The 17,633-nt window shown below is 58.8% G+C and carries 13 protein-coding genes and 1 pseudogene; 8 read left to right on the top strand and 6 right to left on the bottom strand.

All coding sequences use genetic code 11. The features are described from left to right. Nucleotides 1-259 precede the first annotated feature (259 nt). Genes pyrH through NI20_RS0107140 form a run of 8 tightly spaced genes read left to right on the top strand, consistent with a single transcriptional unit; the run spans nt 260 to nt 10,479 of the window. Nucleotides 260-979: a UMP kinase gene (pyrH, locus tag NI20_RS0107175; protein WP_033120736.1), complete on the top strand. Its 720-nt coding sequence runs from the start codon at nt 260-262 to the stop codon at nt 977-979. A 51-nt stretch (nt 980-1,030) separates the two neighbouring features. Then, a complete protein-coding gene (gene frr, locus NI20_RS0107170) occupies nt 1,031-1,588 on the top strand; it encodes a ribosome recycling factor (protein ID WP_033120735.1) in 558 nt (185 codons plus the stop codon). A 1-nt stretch (nt 1,589) separates the two neighbouring features. Further along, nucleotides 1,590-2,351 carry an isoprenyl transferase gene (locus tag NI20_RS0107165; RefSeq protein ID WP_033120734.1) on the top strand — a complete coding sequence of 254 codons (762 nt, stop codon included), beginning with the start codon at nt 1,590-1,592 and terminating at the stop codon, nt 2,349-2,351. Beyond that, nucleotides 2,348-3,187 (top strand): phosphatidate cytidylyltransferase, encoded by an 840-nt coding sequence (locus NI20_RS0107160; RefSeq protein WP_033120733.1) that lies wholly within the window; start codon nt 2,348-2,350, stop codon nt 3,185-3,187. The genes NI20_RS0107165 and NI20_RS0107160 overlap by 4 nt, the downstream gene beginning before the upstream one ends. After that, the gene (locus NI20_RS0107155; protein WP_033120732.1) at nt 3,184-4,332 is read left to right on the top strand and encodes a 1-deoxy-D-xylulose-5-phosphate reductoisomerase; all 1,149 of its coding nucleotides are present in this window, start codon (nt 3,184-3,186) and stop codon (nt 4,330-4,332) included. The genes NI20_RS0107160 and NI20_RS0107155 overlap by 4 nt, the downstream gene beginning before the upstream one ends. 18 nt (nt 4,333-4,350) lie before the next feature. After that, a complete protein-coding gene (locus tag NI20_RS0107150) occupies nt 4,351-5,412 on the top strand; it encodes an RIP metalloprotease (RefSeq protein WP_033120731.1) in 1,062 nt (353 codons plus the stop codon). A gap of 13 nt (nt 5,413-5,425) precedes the next feature. Next, nucleotides 5,426-6,463 carry a flavodoxin-dependent (E)-4-hydroxy-3-methylbut-2-enyl-diphosphate synthase gene (gene ispG / locus NI20_RS0107145; protein ID WP_033120730.1) on the top strand — a complete coding sequence of 346 codons (1,038 nt, stop codon included), beginning with the start codon at nt 5,426-5,428 and terminating at the stop codon, nt 6,461-6,463. Nucleotides 6,464-6,498: 35 nt separating this feature from the next. Beyond that, entirely contained in the window at nt 6,499-10,479 is a 3,981-nt protein-coding gene (locus NI20_RS0107140) for a PolC-type DNA polymerase III (protein WP_242842948.1), read from the top strand. A 697-nt stretch (nt 10,480-11,176) separates the two neighbouring features. On the opposite strand, the gene NI20_RS0107135 is transcribed toward NI20_RS0107140, so the two are convergent. The 6 genes and pseudogenes from NI20_RS0107135 to NI20_RS0107110 all read right to left on the bottom strand — a co-directional run bounded on the left by NI20_RS0107135 (nt 11,177) and on the right by NI20_RS0107110 (nt 17,386). Further along, on the bottom strand, nt 11,177-12,049 hold the full coding sequence (locus tag NI20_RS0107135; RefSeq protein WP_033120728.1) for a radical SAM protein: 873 nt from the start codon (nt 12,047-12,049) through the stop codon (nt 11,177-11,179). Between the two features lie 20 nt (nt 12,050-12,069). Beyond that, on the bottom strand, nt 12,070-12,459 hold the full coding sequence (locus NI20_RS0107130) for a thioesterase family protein (RefSeq protein ID WP_033120727.1): 390 nt from the start codon (nt 12,457-12,459) through the stop codon (nt 12,070-12,072). A 22-nt stretch (nt 12,460-12,481) separates the two neighbouring features. Beyond that, nucleotides 12,482-14,386, bottom strand: a complete 1,905-nt coding sequence (locus NI20_RS0107125; protein ID WP_033120726.1) for an extracellular solute-binding protein — start codon at nt 14,384-14,386, stop codon at nt 12,482-12,484. Nucleotides 14,387-14,393: 7 nt separating this feature from the next. After that, nucleotides 14,394-15,230 carry an ABC transporter permease gene (locus tag NI20_RS0107120; RefSeq protein ID WP_033120725.1) on the bottom strand — a complete coding sequence of 279 codons (837 nt, stop codon included), beginning with the start codon at nt 15,228-15,230 and terminating at the stop codon, nt 14,394-14,396. Between the two features lie 563 nt (nt 15,231-15,793). Next, a pseudogene (locus NI20_RS15990) lies at nt 15,794-16,816 on the bottom strand (ABC transporter ATP-binding protein); the annotation flags it as partial. Between the two features lie 36 nt (nt 16,817-16,852). After that, entirely contained in the window at nt 16,853-17,386 is a 534-nt protein-coding gene (locus NI20_RS0107110) for a helix-turn-helix domain-containing protein (protein WP_033120723.1), read from the bottom strand. Nucleotides 17,387-17,633: the final 247 nt, after the last annotated feature.

Here is a 17,633-nt window from a genome sequence, read left to right as displayed (position 1 = left end):
GCCGCCTGCAATTCACAGACAGCAAGCCCTTTCAGCTGCTTGAACAATTTTTACTTCAGAATATTGTCTAACTTTTTGGGGTCACTTCATTTCATACGGCTGCTTTTTTCCGCTATTCACGTCGGTTCAACTTGACGAAAAAGGAAAGAGCGAATTTGTGAAAAAAGTTTACGCTTTCCCCCTATGCAAAAGAGCAAAAATACGCTAAAATAGTAGCTGTGAAAATTTGAACTTGTTCCTGAAAGGGGAGATTATGAGCATGGCTCAACTCAAGTATAAGCGCGTGCTGCTCAAGATCAGCGGCGAGGCGCTGGCGGGCGACAAGCACTTCGGCTTCGACTTCGACGTCGTTTCCAAGGTGTGCGACGTCATCAAAAAGTGCACGGACATGGGTGTGCAGATGGGCGTCGTCATCGGCGGCGGCAACTTCTGGCGCGGCGTGAAAAACGGCGAGGGCTACATCGAGCGCACCCGTGCCGACCACATGGGCATGCTGGCCACGGCGATGAACTGCATGGCGGTCGCCGATGTGCTCGAGCAGAAGGGCGTCGACGTGCGCGTGCAGACGGCGCTGGAGATCAAAGAAGTCGCCGAACCCTATATCCGCGCCCGCGCCATCCGGCATTTGGAAAAGGGCCGCGTAGTGCTCTTTGGCTGCGGCATCGGCTCTCCGTTCTTCTCGACCGACACGGCAGCGGTGCTGCGCGCGGCGGAGATCAATGCCGACGTGATCCTGCTCGCAAAGAACATCGACGGCGTTTACAACGCCGACCCCGCCAAGGATGCAAATGCGATCAAGTACGACGCTATCTCCTATGAGGACGTGCTGGCCCAGCACCTTGCGGTCATGGACTCCACGGCCACGTCGCTTTCGATGGACAACCACATTCCCGTGCTTGTCTTTGCCCTCAAGGATCCCGAGAACATCATCCGTGCGGTCGAGGGCGAGAAGATCGGCACCATTGTTGGCGAAAACTGAGCGACCCCGCATCTGCGGTTTTACGATAAAAATTTTTGAGGAGGTATCCCCATGAATAAGGAAGATTACAAGGTTTATTCCGACAAAATGAGAAAGAGCATCGACGCGGTGAACGCGGACTTTGCCTCTGTGCGCGCAGGCCGCGCCAACGCCTCTGTGCTCGACCGCATCAGCGTCGACTACTACGGCTCTCCCACGCCCATCCAGCAGATCGCGGCCATCGCTTCTCCCGATCCGCGCCAGCTCGTCATCACCCCGTGGGACGGCACGGCCCTCAAGCCCATCGAGCGCGCCATTCAGGAGTCTGACCTTGGCATCAACCCGCAGAACGACGGCAAGTCCATCCGCCTGAACTTCCCGCAACTCACGGAGGAGCGCCGTAAGGAGCTCGTCAAGCAGATCCATAAGTATTCCGAGACCGGCAAGGTCGCCATCCGCAACATCCGCCGCGACGCGATGGAGGCCTTCAAGAAGAAGCAGAAGGCCAGCGAGATCACCGAGGACGACCTGAAGGTTGCCGAAAAGGACCTGCAGAAGCTGACCGACGACATGTGCAAAGAGGTCGACGCCCTTCTCGAGAAGAAAGAGAAGGAGCTCATGGCGGTCTGATATGGGGCTCTTTTCCAAAGAGAACAAGGCAGGGCAGGTTGATTTGAACAACCTGCCTTGTCATGTTGCCGTCATTATGGACGGCAACGGCCGCTGGGCGCAAAAGCGCGGCCTCCCGCGCTCGGCCGGTCACAAGGCGGGGGCGGAGACATTTCGAAAGCTCGGCACCTACTGCAAGAACCTGGGCATCGACTATCTGACGGTCTACGCCTTTTCGACCGAAAACTGGAAGCGCCCGAAGGACGAGGTCGACGGCATCATGCACTTACTCGAGCAATATCTGCACGAGTGCATCGACACGATGGAAAAGGACGGCAACCGCCTGCGCTTTCTGGGTGATTTAAGCGTCCTGACGCCGGAACTTCGGGAACTCATCGATGAGACGAATGAGATATCCTCCCGCATCGAAGGCTTTCAGGCCAACGTCTGCCTCAACTACGGCGGACGCGACGAGATCCTGCACGCCGCCCGCGCCTTCGCGCGCGACTGCGCGGCAGGGGAGCAGGACGCGGACGCTTTGACCGAGGAGGGCTTTTCGCGCTACCTCTATTCAAGCGGACTTCCCGATCCAGACCTTCTCATCCGCCCGGGCGGGGAGAAGCGCATCAGCAACTACCTTTTGTGGCAGTGCGCGTACAGTGAGTTCTACTTCTGCGACACGCTCTGGCCCGACTTTACGGAAAGAGAATTCGACAAGGCGCTCATCGCGTATCAGCATCGCGAGCGGCGCTTCGGCGGACTGAAACAGGAGAAACAGAAATGAAACAAAGATGGTTGGTGGTTGTCGTCGGCCTGCCGGCGCTGCTCGCCGTGCTGCTTGCCTGCCCCGCATGGGCGACGATGATCGTCGTCTGCGGCATCGCGGGCATCGCGGCCTATGAACTGCTGCACACGGCGGGAGAGAACGTCCCGGCGAATTTCTACTGGGGACTTGTCACAACGGTCGTCATGCAGGAGATATGGCTCTTTAAGGAAGAGATGAGCGGCACATACGATCTTCCGATTTCGACCGTTACGATCTTCCGCTGGATTCTTGTGATGATGGCGTTCCTCTTTGCGGTTATCTCTTACGGAAAGGAAAAACCGTTCACGTTCCACGATGTGGCGGTGTCCATTGTCGGCGGCATCGTATTCCCGGCGATGTACAGCTGCATTTTCCTGCTGCGCATGGACGAAAACTTCGGCAAGCTCTATGTGCTCGCGCCGTTCTGCGTCGCCTTTGTGGGCGATGCGCTGTCGATGTACTTTGGCATGTGGTTCGGCAAGCGCAAGATGGCGCCGCACGTCAGCCCGCACAAGACCTGGGCAGGCGCGATCGGCGGGCCCATCGGCAGCGCGCTTGCGCTGGTGCTGCTCGGCGTTGTCGGCAAGGCATGGCTCGGCTATGCGCCGAACTACCTCATGCTGATCCTCGTGGGCGTGGTGGCCAACATCTTCGGCCAGCTCGGCGACCTCTCGATGTCGCTTGTCAAGCGCGAGGCGGGCATCAAGGACTACAGCCACCTCTTCCTGACGCACGGCGGCATGCTCGACCGCTTTGACTCCACGCTCTTCATCGCGCCGGTCGTGTGGGCTGCGGTCTGTGGAGGCCTATTATGACAAGGAGTATTGCTTTACTTGGTTCCACCGGCTCCATCGGCCGCCAGACGCTTGAGGTGGCGCGCGAGCTGGGGCTTTCCGTCGCTGCGCTGACGGCGAATAAAAGCGTTGACCTCATCGAACAGCAGGCGCGGGAATTTTGCCCGCGTCTTGCCGTGCTTTATGACGAGGACGCGGCGCGTGAGCTCCGCGCGCGGCTTTCCGACACAAACACCCAAGTGCTCTCCGGCATGGAGGGCCTTCTGGCCGCGGCCACGGCGGACGACGCTGACACGGTCGTCACCGCCGTGATGGGCATGATCGGACTCCAGCCGACGCTCGCGGCAATCGAGAAGAAAAAGCGCATCGCGCTTGCCAACAAGGAAACGCTCGTCTGCGCGGGCGAGCTCGTCGTGGCTGCGGTGGAGCGCTGCGGCGCGGAGATCGTCCCCGTCGACAGCGAGCACAGCGCGATCTTCCAGTGCTTGCAGGGCTGCCGCGACCGCGGTGAGATCAAGCGCCTCATTCTGACCTGCTCGGGCGGGCCGTTCTACGGCCTGAGCCTGCAGGAGCTTGCGACTAAGACGAAGGCCGACGCGCTCAAGCATCCGAACTGGACAATGGGTGCAAAGATCACCATCGACTCCGCGACGCTGATGAACAAGGGACTTGAGATCATCGAGGCCATGCGCCTCTACCGTCTGCCGCTGCGTCAGGTCGACGCGGTCATCCATCGCCAGAGCATCGTGCACTCGCTCGTCGAGTTTCACGACGGGGCGATGCTCGCCCAGCTCGGCACACCGGACATGAAGCTGCCCATCCGCTACGCGATGACGTACCCCAACAGGGCCGTTTCGCCCGCGGAGCCGCTTGACCTTCTCAAGTGCCCGCCGCTGACGTTCGCCGAGCCCGATGAAGAGGTCTTCCGCTGCCTGAAGATCGCCAAGCAGTGCGCCGCCATCGGCAATGTCTACTGCGCGGCGATGAGCGGCGCGAACGAAGAGGCTGTCGCGGCATTTCTGTGCGATGAGATCGGCATCTGTGCCATCCCTGACCTCATCGAAGCGGCGCTCGATAAAACCGAGACGGTATATCAGCCGCAGCTTTCGGATATTCTGGAAGCAGACCGGCTCGCGCGCGAGGTCGTGCGCGAAAAGCTCAACTGACCAAATTTAGGAGAGACCATGGTTTATATTCTCATTGCGATCCTGATTTTCGGCGTGCTCATCGCCGTGCATGAGTTTGGCCACTTTTTGGCGGCCAAGGCCTGCGGCGTGCGCGTCAATGAATTTTCCATCGGCATGGGCCCGCAGCTCTTCCATAAGACGAAGGGGGACACCGAATACTCCCTGCGGCTCCTGCCCATCGGAGGCTACTGCGCCATGGAGGGCGAGGACGAGGATTCGGACGACGACCGCGCGCTGGGCCGCCAGGTCTGGTGGAAGAAGTTCATCATCTTCGTCGCGGGCGCGTTCATGAACTTCCTGACGGGCCTCATCATCGTCATCTGCCTGTATGCAGGTGCGCAGGCATTCTACACGACGGAGATCGTCGAGCTGAACCCCGATTTCCCGCAGCAGGGAGAGGACGGCCTGATGCCCGGCGACACGATCTACGCCATCAACGGTGAGCGCATTTATTTAAAGAGCGACGTGTCGCTCATCATGGGCCTTGGCGACACGGGCACGATCGACATGACCGTCCTGCGCGACGGCAAAAAGTTCGACCGCACGCTCACCAGGCAAGTCTACACTGACGAAAACGGTAAGGAGTACGAGGCCTACGGCTTTACCTACGGCGGCATCGTCGAGGCGACGCCGCTTCTGCGCCTGCAATACAGCTGGTACCAGACGATGGACTATGTCCGCATCGTGAGACTGAGCCTGCAAATGCTGCTTTCGGGCGCGGCGGGCGTCAACGATCTGAGCGGCCCGGTCGGCATCGTCTCGACCATCACGGAGGTCGGCAAGGAGACCGAGGCCGAGGCGGGCTTCGGCGCGGCACTCGAGAGCATTCTCTACTTCGCCGCGATGATCGCGGTGAACCTCGCCGTGATGAACCTGCTGCCGCTGCCCGCACTCGACGGCGGACACGTGCTGTTCCTGCTCGTCAACGGCATCGCCGTGGCGCTTTTCAAAAAGGAAATTCCGTCCAAATATCTGAACGCCATCAACGGCATCGGCTTTGCGCTTTTAATGGCGCTGATGCTGTTCGTCACGTTCCACGACATTGTCAAGCTCCTGTGAGGAGGATGATCTTATGAGCAAGCAAATTATCGCAGGCGGCGTCGCTATCGGCGGCGGCGCGCCGGTCACGATCCAGTCGATGTGCAACACGCACACTGAGGATGCCAAGGCCACCATCGCGCAGATCCACGCGCTCGAAGAGGCGGGCTGCGAGATCGTGCGCGTCACGGTGCCGAATATGGAGGCCGCGCATGCGCTGAGTGAAATTAAGGAGAATATCTCCATCCCGCTCGTCGCGGACATTCATTTCGACTACCGTCTCGCCGTCGAAGCGGCGGCGCGCGGCGCGGACAAAATTCGCATCAACCCCGGCAACATCGGGGGAGATGACCGCGTCAAGGCGGTCGTAGACGCCTGCCGTGAACACAAGGTTCCCATCCGCATCGGCGTGAACGGCGGCTCGCTTGAAAAGGATCTGCTCGCAAAATATGGCCGCGTGACGCCCGAGGCGCTCGTCGAGAGCGCGCTCAGACATGTGCGGCTGCTTGAAAAGTTCGATTTTACCGAGATCTGCATCTCGGTCAAGAGCTCTGATGTACCGCTCAACATGGCGGCCTATCGCCTTCTGCACGAAAAGGTCGACTATCCGCTCCACCTCGGCGTGACCGAGGCGGGCACGCCCACGATGGGGCTTTTGAAGTCCGCCATCGGCATCGGCGGCCTTCTGTGCGAGGGCATCGGCGACACGATGCGCGTCTCGCTCACGGCGGACCCCGTGGAAGAGGTCTGCGCCGCCAAGCGCATTTTGCAGGCCTGCGGCATCCGCCGCAGCGGTGTGAACCTCGTCTCCTGCCCGACGTGCGGCCGCACGGCGTACGACATGATCCCGATCGCCGAGGAGCTAGAGCGCCGTCTTGCCGACTGCAGGAAGAATATCACGGTCGCCGTGATGGGCTGCGTCGTCAACGGGCCGGGTGAGGCCTCGGCCGCCGATATCGGCGTGGCCGGCGGTAAAGGTGAGGGCATGATTTTCCGAAAAGGAAAAATCCTTTACAAAGTGCCGCAGGAAAAGCTTGTCGACGCTTTGATGGAGGAAATCAAAAAACTCTGACCGAGCGGAAACGATACTGAGATAAGGTTGTGGCTATGGCACAAAAGATTCCTTTTTTTGAATTATTCACCGACTTTTCGCCGGATTTTGACCTGCGCGTCCCGCTCAACGCCGCGATGGTCACGAACATGGTGCTCGAGCCGGAAAAGCGCACGATGACGCTCGACATGACCGTGCGCGCGGAGATGAACGACTCGACGCGCGAAACGGTCGAGCAGCTTCTTGCGCGCAATTACGACTTAAAGCGCGTGGACATCCACGTCAAATCAACGGCGGAGGCCTTTCCCGACATGTTGAAGAACGCTGGCCGCAAGGTGAGCGGCAGCGGCAGTGTCATCATGGGCCGCGAGATTGCAAAGGGGAGAGTGCTCCCTATCAGCGAGCTGACGCCAAAGGCCGGTCACGTCGTCGTTGAGGGCAAGGTCTTCAAGTTCGACTGCCACGAGACGCGCCGCGCCGGCGTCTGGACGATGTTGCTCGAAATGACGGACTACAAAGGCTCGCTCTTCATCCGCCGCAGCATGCCCGAGCGCGAGGCGACGGAGCTTCTCGGCAAGATCAGCGTCGGCATGTGGCTGCGCGTCAGCGGCCGCATGGAGCTCTCCTACGATGGTAAGGATATGCAGCTCAACCCGCAGGACATCATGCAGATCGACCACGCCGAGCGCACGGACACGGCGGAAGAAAAGCGCGTCGAGCTGCACTTACATACCCGTATGTCCAACATGGACGCGCTGACCGACACCGCCGCGGTCGTCAAGCGCGCGATCAAGTGGGGGATGCCCGCCATCGCCATCACGGATCACGGCGTAGCGCAGAGCTTCCCGGACGCCTGGCACACCGGCGAGGGTAAAATAAAACTCCTTTACGGCTGTGAGGGCTATTTTCTCAACAACATCGACGACCGTATCTGTGTGCACGGCCCGCAGGACGGCGATTTTTCGACTGAGATCTGCTGTTTCGACATTGAAACAACGGGTCTGAAGGTCGCGCACGATGCCATCACCGAGATCGGTGCGGTCATTCTGAAAGACGGCGAGATCGTCGACACGTTCCAAACCTTTGTCGACCCCGAGCGCCGGCTTTCGCCTGAGATCATCGGCCTGACCGGCATCACAGACGACATGCTGCGCGGCGCGCCGAAGCTGGAGGACGCGCTGCACGCGTTTTTGGCCTTTGCGGGCGGCCGCCCGCTCGCTGCGCACAATGCGGAGTTTGATATCAGCTTCATCCGCGCAGGCTGCAAAAAGTGCGGCATCCCGTTCGAGCCGACGTATCTCGACTCGCTGATTTTCGCGCAGAATCTCCTGCCCGAGCTCGGCAAGTACAAGCTCGACATCGTGGCCGACCACTTGCAGCTCCCGCAGTTCAACCACCACCGCGCGTCCGACGATGCGGTCCCGGTCGCGCAGATGCTGGCCAAGTTCTTCGTCATGCTCGAAGAGCGCGGCGTCACGCGCCTCCAGCAGATCAACGACGAGATGACGAAGCTCCGCCCGCTCGGCGTCAAGCGCAACCGTTTCCCAAAGCACATCATTCTGATCGCCAAGAACAAGGTGGGCCTCAAGAACCTCTACCAGCTCATCTCGGCGTCGAACCTCAAATACTTTAAGCGCGTGCCGATCATCCCGAAAAGCGAGCTTGTCGCGCATCGCGAGGGCTTGATCATCGGCTCTGCCTGCGAGGCGGGCGAGCTGTTCCGCGCCATCGTCGACCACAAGGACTGGAATGAGCTCAAGCGCATCGCCTCGTTCTACGACTATCTTGAAATTCAGCCGCTCGGCAATAACCGCTTCATGGTGCGCGACGGCACGGTGCGCGACGACGAAGACCTCAAGGACTTCAACCGCACTGTTGTCAAGCTTGGCGAAGAGCTCGGCAAGCCCGTCTGCGCAACGGGCGACGTCCACTTCCTCGACCCCGAAGACGAGGTTTATCGCCATATCCTGCTCGCGTCAAAGAAATTCGCCGACGCGAACGAGCCCGTCCCGCTCTACTTCCGCACGACGGACGAAATGCTCAAGGAATTTGACTACCTCGGCAAGGAGAAAGCCTACGAGGTCGTCGTGACGAACACCCGCGCCATCGCCGAGCAGGTGGAGGATATCGAGCTTTTGCCCAAGGGCAAGCTGTTTCCGCCGCGGCTTGAAAATTCGGAGGAAGACCTTAACCGCATGGTGTGGGGGAAAGCGCACGAGCTTTACGGCGACGATCTGCCGCAGCTGATCGTCGACCGGCTGAACGTCGAGCTCGGCAGCATTTTGGGCAAGTATGACGTCGTTTACATGTCGGCGCAGAAGCTCGTGCAGCGCTCGCTTGAGTGCGGCTACCTCGTCGGCTCGCGAGGGTCGGTCGGCTCGTCACTTGTCGCGTACATGGCCGGCATCACCGAGGTCAACGCCCTGCCGCCGCACTACCGCTGCCCGAAGTGCCGCAACGTCGAGTTCCACGCGGGCGAGTATGGCTGTGGCGCGGACATGCCCGATAAAATGTGTCCCGTCTGCGGCACGAAGTACGTCAAGGACGGCTTCGACATCCCGTTCGAAACTTTCCTCGGCTACGGCGGCGGCAAGGTGCCGGATATCGACCTCAACTTCTCAGGCGAATATCAGGCGCGCGCCCACGCGCACGCGGTCGAGATGTTCGGCAAGACGCAGGTGTTCCGCGCGGGTACGATCGGTACGCTCGCGGAGAAGACGGCCTACGGCTTCGTCAAAAAATACCTCGAGGAAAACGGCATCGCCGCGGGCAACGCCGAGATCGACCGCCTGACGGCGGGCTGCGTCGGCGTGCGACGCACGACGGGCCAGCATCCCGGCGGACTCGTCGTCGTGCCGGACGACATGGATATCGAGGATTTCTGCCCCGTACAGCACCCTGCGGACGACCCCGACAGCGACACGATCACCACGCATTTCGAATATCACTGCATGGAGGACAACCTTTTAAAGCTCGACATGCTCGGCCACGATGACCCGACGATGATCCGCATGCTCGAAAATCTGACGGGCGTGAACGCTCGCGCCATCCCGCTCGACGACCCCGACACGATGTCAATCTTCATCTCGTCCAAGGTGCTCGGCTATGAGAACGACGAGGTGCTCGGCCCCACGGGCGCCGTCGCGATCCCGGAGTTCAACACGCGCTTCACGCGCCAGATGCTCGTCGACACGCAGCCCAAGGACTTCAACACGCTGCTGCGCCTTTCAGGCTTCTCCCACGGCACCGACGTGTGGCTCGGCAACGCGAAGGATCTGATCGTCAGCGGCACGGCGAGCGTTTTGGAGACCGTCGGCTGCCGTGACGATATCATGCTCTACCTCATCTCTATGGGGCTTGACCCGAAGATGAGCTTTAAGATCATGGAGGCCGTCCGAAAGGGCAAGGTCAAAGGCGGCAAGGCGGGGGACTGGCCGATGTGGGTCGAAGAGATGCGCAAGCACGACGTGCCGGAGTGGTACATCGAATCGCTTGCGAAGATCGGTTACCTCTTCCCGAAAGCGCATGCGGTCGCATACGTTATGATGGCGTTCCGTATCGCGTGGTTCAAGGTGCACGAGCCGCTCGCGTTCTACGCGACGTTCTTCTCCATCCGCGCCAAGGCATTCGACGCCGCCGAGTGCTGCAAGGACGCCGACGCGCTGCGCCGCCGCATCCGCGAGATTGAAAACAACAAGGACGCGACCGCCGTGGAGCAGGACTTGATGACGACGCTTGAAGTCTGCTACGAATTCTGCCTGCGCGGCTTCCACTTTGAGCCCATCGATATCTACCGCAGCGATGCGACGAAGTTCGTCGTCACGGAAAACGGCCTGCTGCCGCCGTTCACTTCCGTCCGCGGACTCGGCGAGACCGCAGCGCTCGACACCGTCGAGAAGCGCAAGGGGAAGGACTTTACATCGGTGGAGGAGTTTTCCCTCTGCTGCAACAAGCTGTCGCAGACGCATATCGACCAGCTGCGCGCGCTGGGCGCGTTTGCGGGATTGCCTGAAACGAGCCAGTTAGCATTGTTTTAACACACTGTGTTGTATTGTTCCCTGCGTACTCGCAGGGGGGCGTTTTTCCCTGCACCGTGCAGGGGACGCGGATAAGGGGGCCATTCTCTCGCGTGAGAGAATGGCCCCCTTAGACCCCCAAGAGAACGCGAGGGGAGATCCCCTCGACCCCCGACATTGCCGGTCTGGGGCTTGAAGATCTGCACACGCTGCGCAATCGGGTGCGGTGTACATGGCTTCGCCATGAATCTTCTGCGAATCGTTACTGATATCAACCGCGTCTTACTATTGTGAGGCGCGAGTGACGGTAGTTGGACGGTAGACTGCTTACCGAATGCGGCATTGCTGCGCTCGCCGCATTGATAAGACTGGCGGTAGACGGAAATTACTGCGAACTTTTACAAGATGGGCAGAGCGGCAGCGGATAATAGGAGCAGAGACAAGTCGTATAGCAAAATCATTGGCGGCGAGCGTTAGCGATGCCGCCACGCAGGCAGTCGATTCGGCAAGCGTCGCAGCTCTTCGAGCTGCTGGCTTGCAATGGCGGGGTCAAGGGGCAGCGCCCCTTGCGTTCTCTTGGGAGTCCAAGGGGGATATTCTCTCACGTGAGAGAATATCCCCCTTTTTTCGCACCCCGCACGGTACGGGGTACCCCTTTACCCTTTAGGGCAAAACGCAAAAATAAAGCCTACCTTGCGGCAGGTTCTATTTTTAGGTCTTACAGTCCCAGTTCGACGGCGCGTCGAAGTCTAACCTTGCCGTCGAGCGCTTCGTCGATCGTGTGGATCAGCGCCTCGCGGTCGCGGTTGAGCGTACCGCCGAGGGGGAGGTAGTTCGACGCGTGGTTCGAGCGGAAGATGCTGCCGTCGGAGTCGATGTGCTCCAAAAAGAGGCGTGTTTCACGCATCAGCTCGGGCGGCTCCATCATCTTGAACTCGCCGCTCGCGATCCAGTCGTGCAGCGGCGTGCCCGAGTAGACGCGAAGCGTCAAAAACGCGATATAGTCGGGCTTCATGCGGGAAACGGCTTTCGCCGTGTCGATGGCGTGGGCCTGCCAGTCGCCGTTCGCGCCCGCCATGCCGTTGATGGCCGTGACGGAGGTGGCGATGCCCGCCTGCTTGCAGCGGATGGCGTTTAAGACGATCTCCTCGGCAGTAACGCCCTTGCAGAACTTTTTGAGAAGCTCTTCGTTGCCGCTCTCAAGGCCGATATACACGATGCCGAGGCCGTGCTCGCGCAGCGTACGCAGCTCGTCGTCCGTCTTGCGCATGATGGCCTTGGCCGTTGCGTAAGCCGCAACGCGCTTGCAGGTAGGGAAATGGTCGCGGATATAGTCGAGAACGGTCAGAAGATAGTCCATCGGCAGGATCAGCGCGTCGCCGTCGGCTAAAAAGATCTTCTCGATATAGCGCCCGTAGGCGCGTGCCTCGTCGAGGTCGGAAAGCACCTGCTCAATGGGGTTGATGGAGAACTTTTTGTCCTTGTACATCGTGCAGAACGCACATTTGTTGTGGCTGCACCCGAGCGTGCACTGCACGATGAGGCTGCGCGCCTCGCTGGGGGGACGGTAAACGGCTCCCGAATAATGCATCAGGGTTCCTCCTTACAAAATCAGCCGAGCTTGGCCTGGCACTTGTCCATGAAGCGATCCACGGTGATGACGGCGCGCTGGTGCGTGCCCTCTCCGATGAGGCCGGCGGTGTCGGTCGCGGTGGCCTTGAAGTCGACCATCTTGCCGTTTGCGGAAATATCCGTGACCTCGACGGTGACGGTGATCTCCATGCCGATGGGCGAGGGGGAGACATGGGAGACCTCGACCTTGGTTCCGACGGTGCTCTTACCCTCGGGCAGCTCCTGCTGGAGATAGGTGAAGGCGGCGTTTTCGACCATCGCGACGAGATACGGCGTGCCAAACACCGGCAGACCGCCGCTGCCGAGCGCGGCAGCGGTCATGTCTTCCGTGACAACTTTCTTGACGGTAAAAGTATCTCCGATTTTCATCTTAAAAAGCTCCTTTACGATATTACTTGGCAGCTTTGACCTTGATCCAGAGCTTGCTCAGCTCGCGCATGAGCACCTGGTTGTCGTGGAACATCTCATCCGCCTCATAGCCGCTGCGGGGAAGATACGCGGCATTTTCAGCATAGAGGTCCTCGGACGAGGTCATTTCTTCAAACACTTCTGCGTTGGGAGAAGTATAACCCACCGTTTCAGTGTTGTCAAATGCGGCCTCGTAGGTGAGCATGTAGTTGATGAACTCATTGGCGAGCTTGGGATTCTCGGCATTTTTGGGAATGACCATTGCGTCGCACCAGATGTTCGTGCCCTGATTCGGCATATAGAAGCTCATGTCCTCGTTCTCGTCGAGGATGACGGTCGCGTCGCCGGAGTAGACGACGGCGATGTCCTTATAGCCGTTCATCATGCCGTCGATGACCTCGTCGGTCACGTAGACGGGGGACATGGTGTTGTTCATCTGCAGGAGCCACTCATAGGCGTCGTTGATCTCGTTGGGGTCCTCGGTGTTCATCGAGTAGCCCAGCGCCTTGAACGCCATCATAAACGAGTCGCGCTCGGAATCGTAGATGTAGATGTGACCGGCGTAGTCGGTGTTGCGCAGGACCTCCCAGCCCTCGCTCTCGATGACGGCAGGGTCGACGTTCTCGTGGTTGTAGACGAGACCGACGCTGCCCCAGAAGTAGGGGATGGAGTACGTGTTGTCCGGATCATAGCTCATGCCGAGCACGGCATCGGACATGTTCTCCATATTGGGGATCATGCTCTTGTCAAGCGGCTGGAGGAAGTCCTCGTTCATCAGGCGTTCGATCATGTAGTCGGACGGAATGATGACGTCGTAGCGGTCGCCAGCCATGAGCTTGGTGTACATCATCTCGTTGGAGTCGAAGTTCTCGACGATGACGCGCACGCCGTACTGCTTTTCAAAGTCGGAGATGACGTTCTCGCCGAGGTACTCGCCGGGGAGATAGAGCTTCAAAACGTTGCTGCCGTACTTCTCGACAGCCGCGGCGCTCTTGTGCTGCTGGGAAAGGCTCGCGCCCACGGTGCCGCCGACAACGGCCAGCACCAGCACGGCGGCAACAGCTGCCATGGCCTTGCGGCTCACGGCGCGGGATGCTTTGCCGTCCTTTTCGCGCTTTTCGCGCACGATCGGCACGATGTTCACGACGCCAAGCACCAGCGTAATGAGAAGAATCACAATGGTAGAAAGAGCGTTGATGGACGGGTTCACGCGCTTGGACATCGTGTAGACTAAAATCGAAATGTTGTTGACGCCGTTGCCCGTCGTGAAGTACGAGATGACGAAGTCGTCAAAGCTCATCGTGAACGCAATGAGCGCGCCGGAGACGATACCCGGCTTGATCTGCGGCACGATGACTTTCGTGAGCGCCTGGAACGGCGTTGCGCCAAGGTCCATCGCCGCATCGATGAGATTGGGGTCGAGCGAGCGGAGCTTCGGCGTGACGGAGAGCATCACATAGGGGATGCAGAACATGATATGCGCGATGAGCAGCGTGCCGAAGCCTTTTTTGACCGTGAGGACGCTGAAAAACATCAGAAGTGAGATGGCCGTGACGATATCGGGGTTCATCACGGGCAGGTCGTTGATGCGCTCGACCATCTTCTGCACAACCTTGCGGGATTTAGAAAGGCCGATGGCCGTGATCGTGCCGACGACTGTCGCGACGACCGTCGCGATGACGGCGATGATGACCGTGTAGAGCACAGCCTCCATCATCGTCGAATCGGCGAACATCTTTTCATACCAGCGGAGCGAGAAGCCGCCGAACTTCGTCAGCGAGCGGGAATCGTTGAACGAAAAGATAATGATATAGAGGATGGGGAGGTAGAAGAAGAGCATCGTGAGCGTCAGGATGATCTTCGAGCCGACAGAGGTTTTCTTTTTCATGCGCTTCTCACTCCTTTCCCTGCGAGGCGACCTGAATGTCCGCCTTGCGCGTCAGCCACATCGAGATCATGATGATGACCGCCATGATGAGCGAGATGGCCGAGCCGAAGTTCCAGTCGCCAGTGGTGAGGAACTGCGTTTCAATGATGTTGCCGACGAGGACGTACTGTCCGCCGCCGAGAAGCTTCGGAATGAAGAAGCTCGACACCGCGGGCAGGAACACGAGCGTGATGCCGGAGATCACGCCGGGAAGCGAGAGCGGCAGCGTCACGCGCAGGAATGCCTGCACCGGCGTTGCACCGAGGTCGTTGGCGGCTTCCAAAAGGCTCTTGTCCATCTTGGCAAGGGACGTGTGGATCTGCAGGATCATAAAGGGAATGAAGTTATAGACCATGCCGAGGATGACGGCAAAGCTCGTGTGGATCATCGACACGGGGCCGATGCCGAACCACGAAAGGATCGTGTTGAAGATGCCCTCGTCCTGCAAAATGCCCATCCAAGCATAGGTGCGCACCAGCATGTTGACCCAGGTCGGCATGGTGATGAGCAGAATTAAGATCGTGTTGCTGCGGCCGCCGCGCTGCGCGATGACGTAGGCGATGGGGTAGCCGAGCGCAACGCAGATGAGCGTTGTGATGAGCGCGATATAGAGCGAGCGCAGCAACACATCCATAAAGACCTTGTCCGTGACGAAGCGGGCAAAGTTCTCAAAGGTGAACTGGAATGTCAGCACCGAGTTGCCGGAGGTCGTGAAGGCATAGAGCACGATCAGAAGCATCGGCGCCACGATGATCGCGATGATCCACGCGATATACGGGTAAGTCATGGAACGAAAGCGCTTCACCACTGGCCCTCCTTCTTCATCACGTGGATGTCCTCGGGACGGAAGACAAGGCCGACCTGCTCGCCCTCTTCAAAGGCGTGGGTGGTGGAGACCTTGTACTCATAGCCCTCGGTGGAGAAGGTCACATCGTAAACGCCCGGGGTGATGGTCTCGGGGTCGAAGTCGTACTTGACGTCCGTGATCTCGACCTGCTCGCCGTCTTCGAGGGACCACGCCGACGCGCTGGCCCAGGTCTCAAGATCGGTGTCGAGCGCGATGCTCTCCTGAATGTCCTCGACCTTTTTGAAGAAGTTCATCGCGTAAATTTCTTCCTGATAGACCTTGCTCTCGACGCGGTTCTGCGCTACGACGAGCACCTTGACGGTGATAGACGTATCGTTCGCGGTGGCAAAGGTCACGGTGTAGTTGCCGGTCTCGGGCTTGATGTCGTATTCGACGGTCTTGATGGAGATGGGCTCCTCGGTCTCGGCGTCCCACGCCTCTGCAGAGGCGAGGGCGACGACCTTGGCGTCGTCGAGCTCTTCGACGTCCTCCACGTCCAGAAGGAAGGCGTTCGCACTGATCTTCTCGCCCTTTTCCTCGTTGTAGACAGGGCGGTCCTGCGAGACCTGCATCTTCACGGTGATGGACGTACCGACGCGCGTTTCGACCACGGTTTCATAGTGCATGCCCTTGAAAAGCTGAGACTTGACCGTGCCCTTGAGCATACCCTCGGCACGCGGGACAATGTCGAGGTGCTCGGGGCGGATGACGACGTCGACCTTTTCGTTCTTATTGTAGCCGCGGGCACGGCAGGCGTACTTCTTGTCCTCGAACATGACGAGGTCGTCCTCAAGCATGACGCCGTCGATGATGTTCGTCTCGCCGATGAACTTGGCGACGAATTCGTTGACGGGGGTGCGGTAGATTTCGGTCGGCGTACCGATCTGCTGAATTTCACCCGCATTCATGACGACGATCTTATCGGACATCGTCAGCGCCTCTTCCTGATCGTGCGTGACGAAGATGAACGTGATGCCGACCTCCTGCTGGATGTATTTGAGCTCCTGCTGCATCTCCTTGCGGAGCTTTAAGTCGAGCGCGCCGAGCGGCTCGTCGAGCAGCAGCACGCTTGGCTCATTGACGAGCGCGCGGGCGATGGCGATGCGCTGCTGCTGGCCGCCGGAGAGCTCGGTCACGTTGCGGTGGGCATAGTCCTCAAGGCTAACAAGGCGCAGCATACGCATGACCTTCTGCTCGATAACGTCCTTCGGCTCTTTCTTGAGCGTCAAGCCAAAGGCGATGTTGTCGTAAACGTCCATGTGGGGGAAGAGGGCGTACTTCTGGAAGACGGTGTTGATCTCGCGCTTGTAGGGCGGGACGCTGACGATGTCCTCGCCGTCGAAGAGTACCTTGCCCTCGCTCGGCTGCAAAAAGCCGCCAAGGATGCGCAAAAGCGTCGTCTTGCCGCAGCCCGATGGGCCGAGCAGGGTGACGAACTCATTTTCGTAAATGTCAAGAGAGACGCCCTTGAGAACGACCTGTCCGTCCTCAAAGCTCTTGACGATGTTCTTGAATTGGATAAGCTTCTTCTTTTCTTCAGCCATGTTCCGATATCCTCACTTAAATCATGATGTAGTAATTTAGAAAAGCGGGGGCGTGCAGACCCAGAGGATGCGCGTGGTGGTCTTGCGTTCATTTTTGAGGTAGTGGAACGTTCTGCCGTGGAGATAGAACGTTTCGCCGCGGCGCACAACGCTGCGTTCGCCGTCGCACTCTAAAATGACGCTGCCGTCAAGCACGTAGCCGAACTCCTCGCCGTTGTGCGGCTCGACCTCGAACGATTCGCCGCCGGCGGGAAGTTCCAATAAAATGGGCTCCATCTGGTTTTTCTGCGTGTTGGGAACGATCCAGTTGACGGTGCAGTTCTCGCGCTCGTCGACGAAAAAGTCTTCGGAGCGGAAGACAAACTGGTCGTTTTTATCCTCCTGGAAGAATTCCGAGAGGTTGGTGCCGAGGGCCTCGAGGATATCGCTGAGCGAGTCGATCGAGGGGGAGGTGAGGTCGCGCTCTAACTGGGACAAGAACCCCTTCGTGAGCTCGCTTCGGCTGGCAAGCTCCTCCAGAGTTAGTCCCTGTCGCGTTCGCAGCTGCTTGATCTTATTGCCAATGTACATACACACGCCTCCTCGTTCGATATACTAAACTTTTGGTCAGTTTTTGCTAAACCGAGACTATTATACACAGCGCGTGCAAAATTGCAAGAGTATATTTAACAAAAAGTTCAATATTTTGAACTTTTGAAAAATAAAACAGCGAAGAGCCGATTGCAGTGAAGTGACCCCAAAAAGTTAGACAATATTCTGAAGTAAAAATTGTTCAAGCAGCCGAAAGGGCTTGCTGTCTGTGAAGAGCAGGCGGCAA

The organism is Oscillibacter sp. ER4 (assembly GCF_000765235.1).
GTDB lineage: Bacteria > Bacillota > Clostridia > Oscillospirales > Oscillospiraceae > Hominicoprocola > Hominicoprocola fusiformis.
Note: the sequence above shows the minus strand (reverse complement) of the source record. Positions and strands in the feature narration are given on the sequence as shown.

Coding starts and splice junctions, on each gene's coding strand:
- pyrH (WP_033120736.1), top strand. CDS start 260: ATGGCTCAACTCAAGTATAAGCGCGTGCTGCTCAAGATCAGCGGCGAG.
- frr (WP_033120735.1), top strand. CDS start 1,031: ATGAATAAGGAAGATTACAAGGTTTATTCCGACAAAATGAGAAAGAGC.
- NI20_RS0107165 (WP_033120734.1), top strand. CDS start 1,590: ATGGGGCTCTTTTCCAAAGAGAACAAGGCAGGGCAGGTTGATTTGAAC.
- NI20_RS0107160 (WP_033120733.1), top strand. CDS start 2,348: ATGAAACAAAGATGGTTGGTGGTTGTCGTCGGCCTGCCGGCGCTGCTC.
- NI20_RS0107155 (WP_033120732.1), top strand. CDS start 3,184: ATGACAAGGAGTATTGCTTTACTTGGTTCCACCGGCTCCATCGGCCGC.
- NI20_RS0107150 (WP_033120731.1), top strand. CDS start 4,351: ATGGTTTATATTCTCATTGCGATCCTGATTTTCGGCGTGCTCATCGCC.
- ispG (WP_033120730.1), top strand. CDS start 5,426: ATGAGCAAGCAAATTATCGCAGGCGGCGTCGCTATCGGCGGCGGCGCG.
- NI20_RS0107140 (WP_242842948.1), top strand. CDS start 6,499: ATGGCACAAAAGATTCCTTTTTTTGAATTATTCACCGACTTTTCGCCG.
- NI20_RS0107135 (WP_033120728.1), bottom strand. CDS start 12,049: ATGCATTATTCGGGAGCCGTTTACCGTCCCCCCAGCGAGGCGCGCAGC.
- NI20_RS0107130 (WP_033120727.1), bottom strand. CDS start 12,459: ATGAAAATCGGAGATACTTTTACCGTCAAGAAAGTTGTCACGGAAGAC.
- NI20_RS0107125 (WP_033120726.1), bottom strand. CDS start 14,386: ATGAAAAAGAAAACCTCTGTCGGCTCGAAGATCATCCTGACGCTCACG.
- NI20_RS0107110 (WP_033120723.1), bottom strand. CDS start 17,386: ATGTACATTGGCAATAAGATCAAGCAGCTGCGAACGCGACAGGGACTA.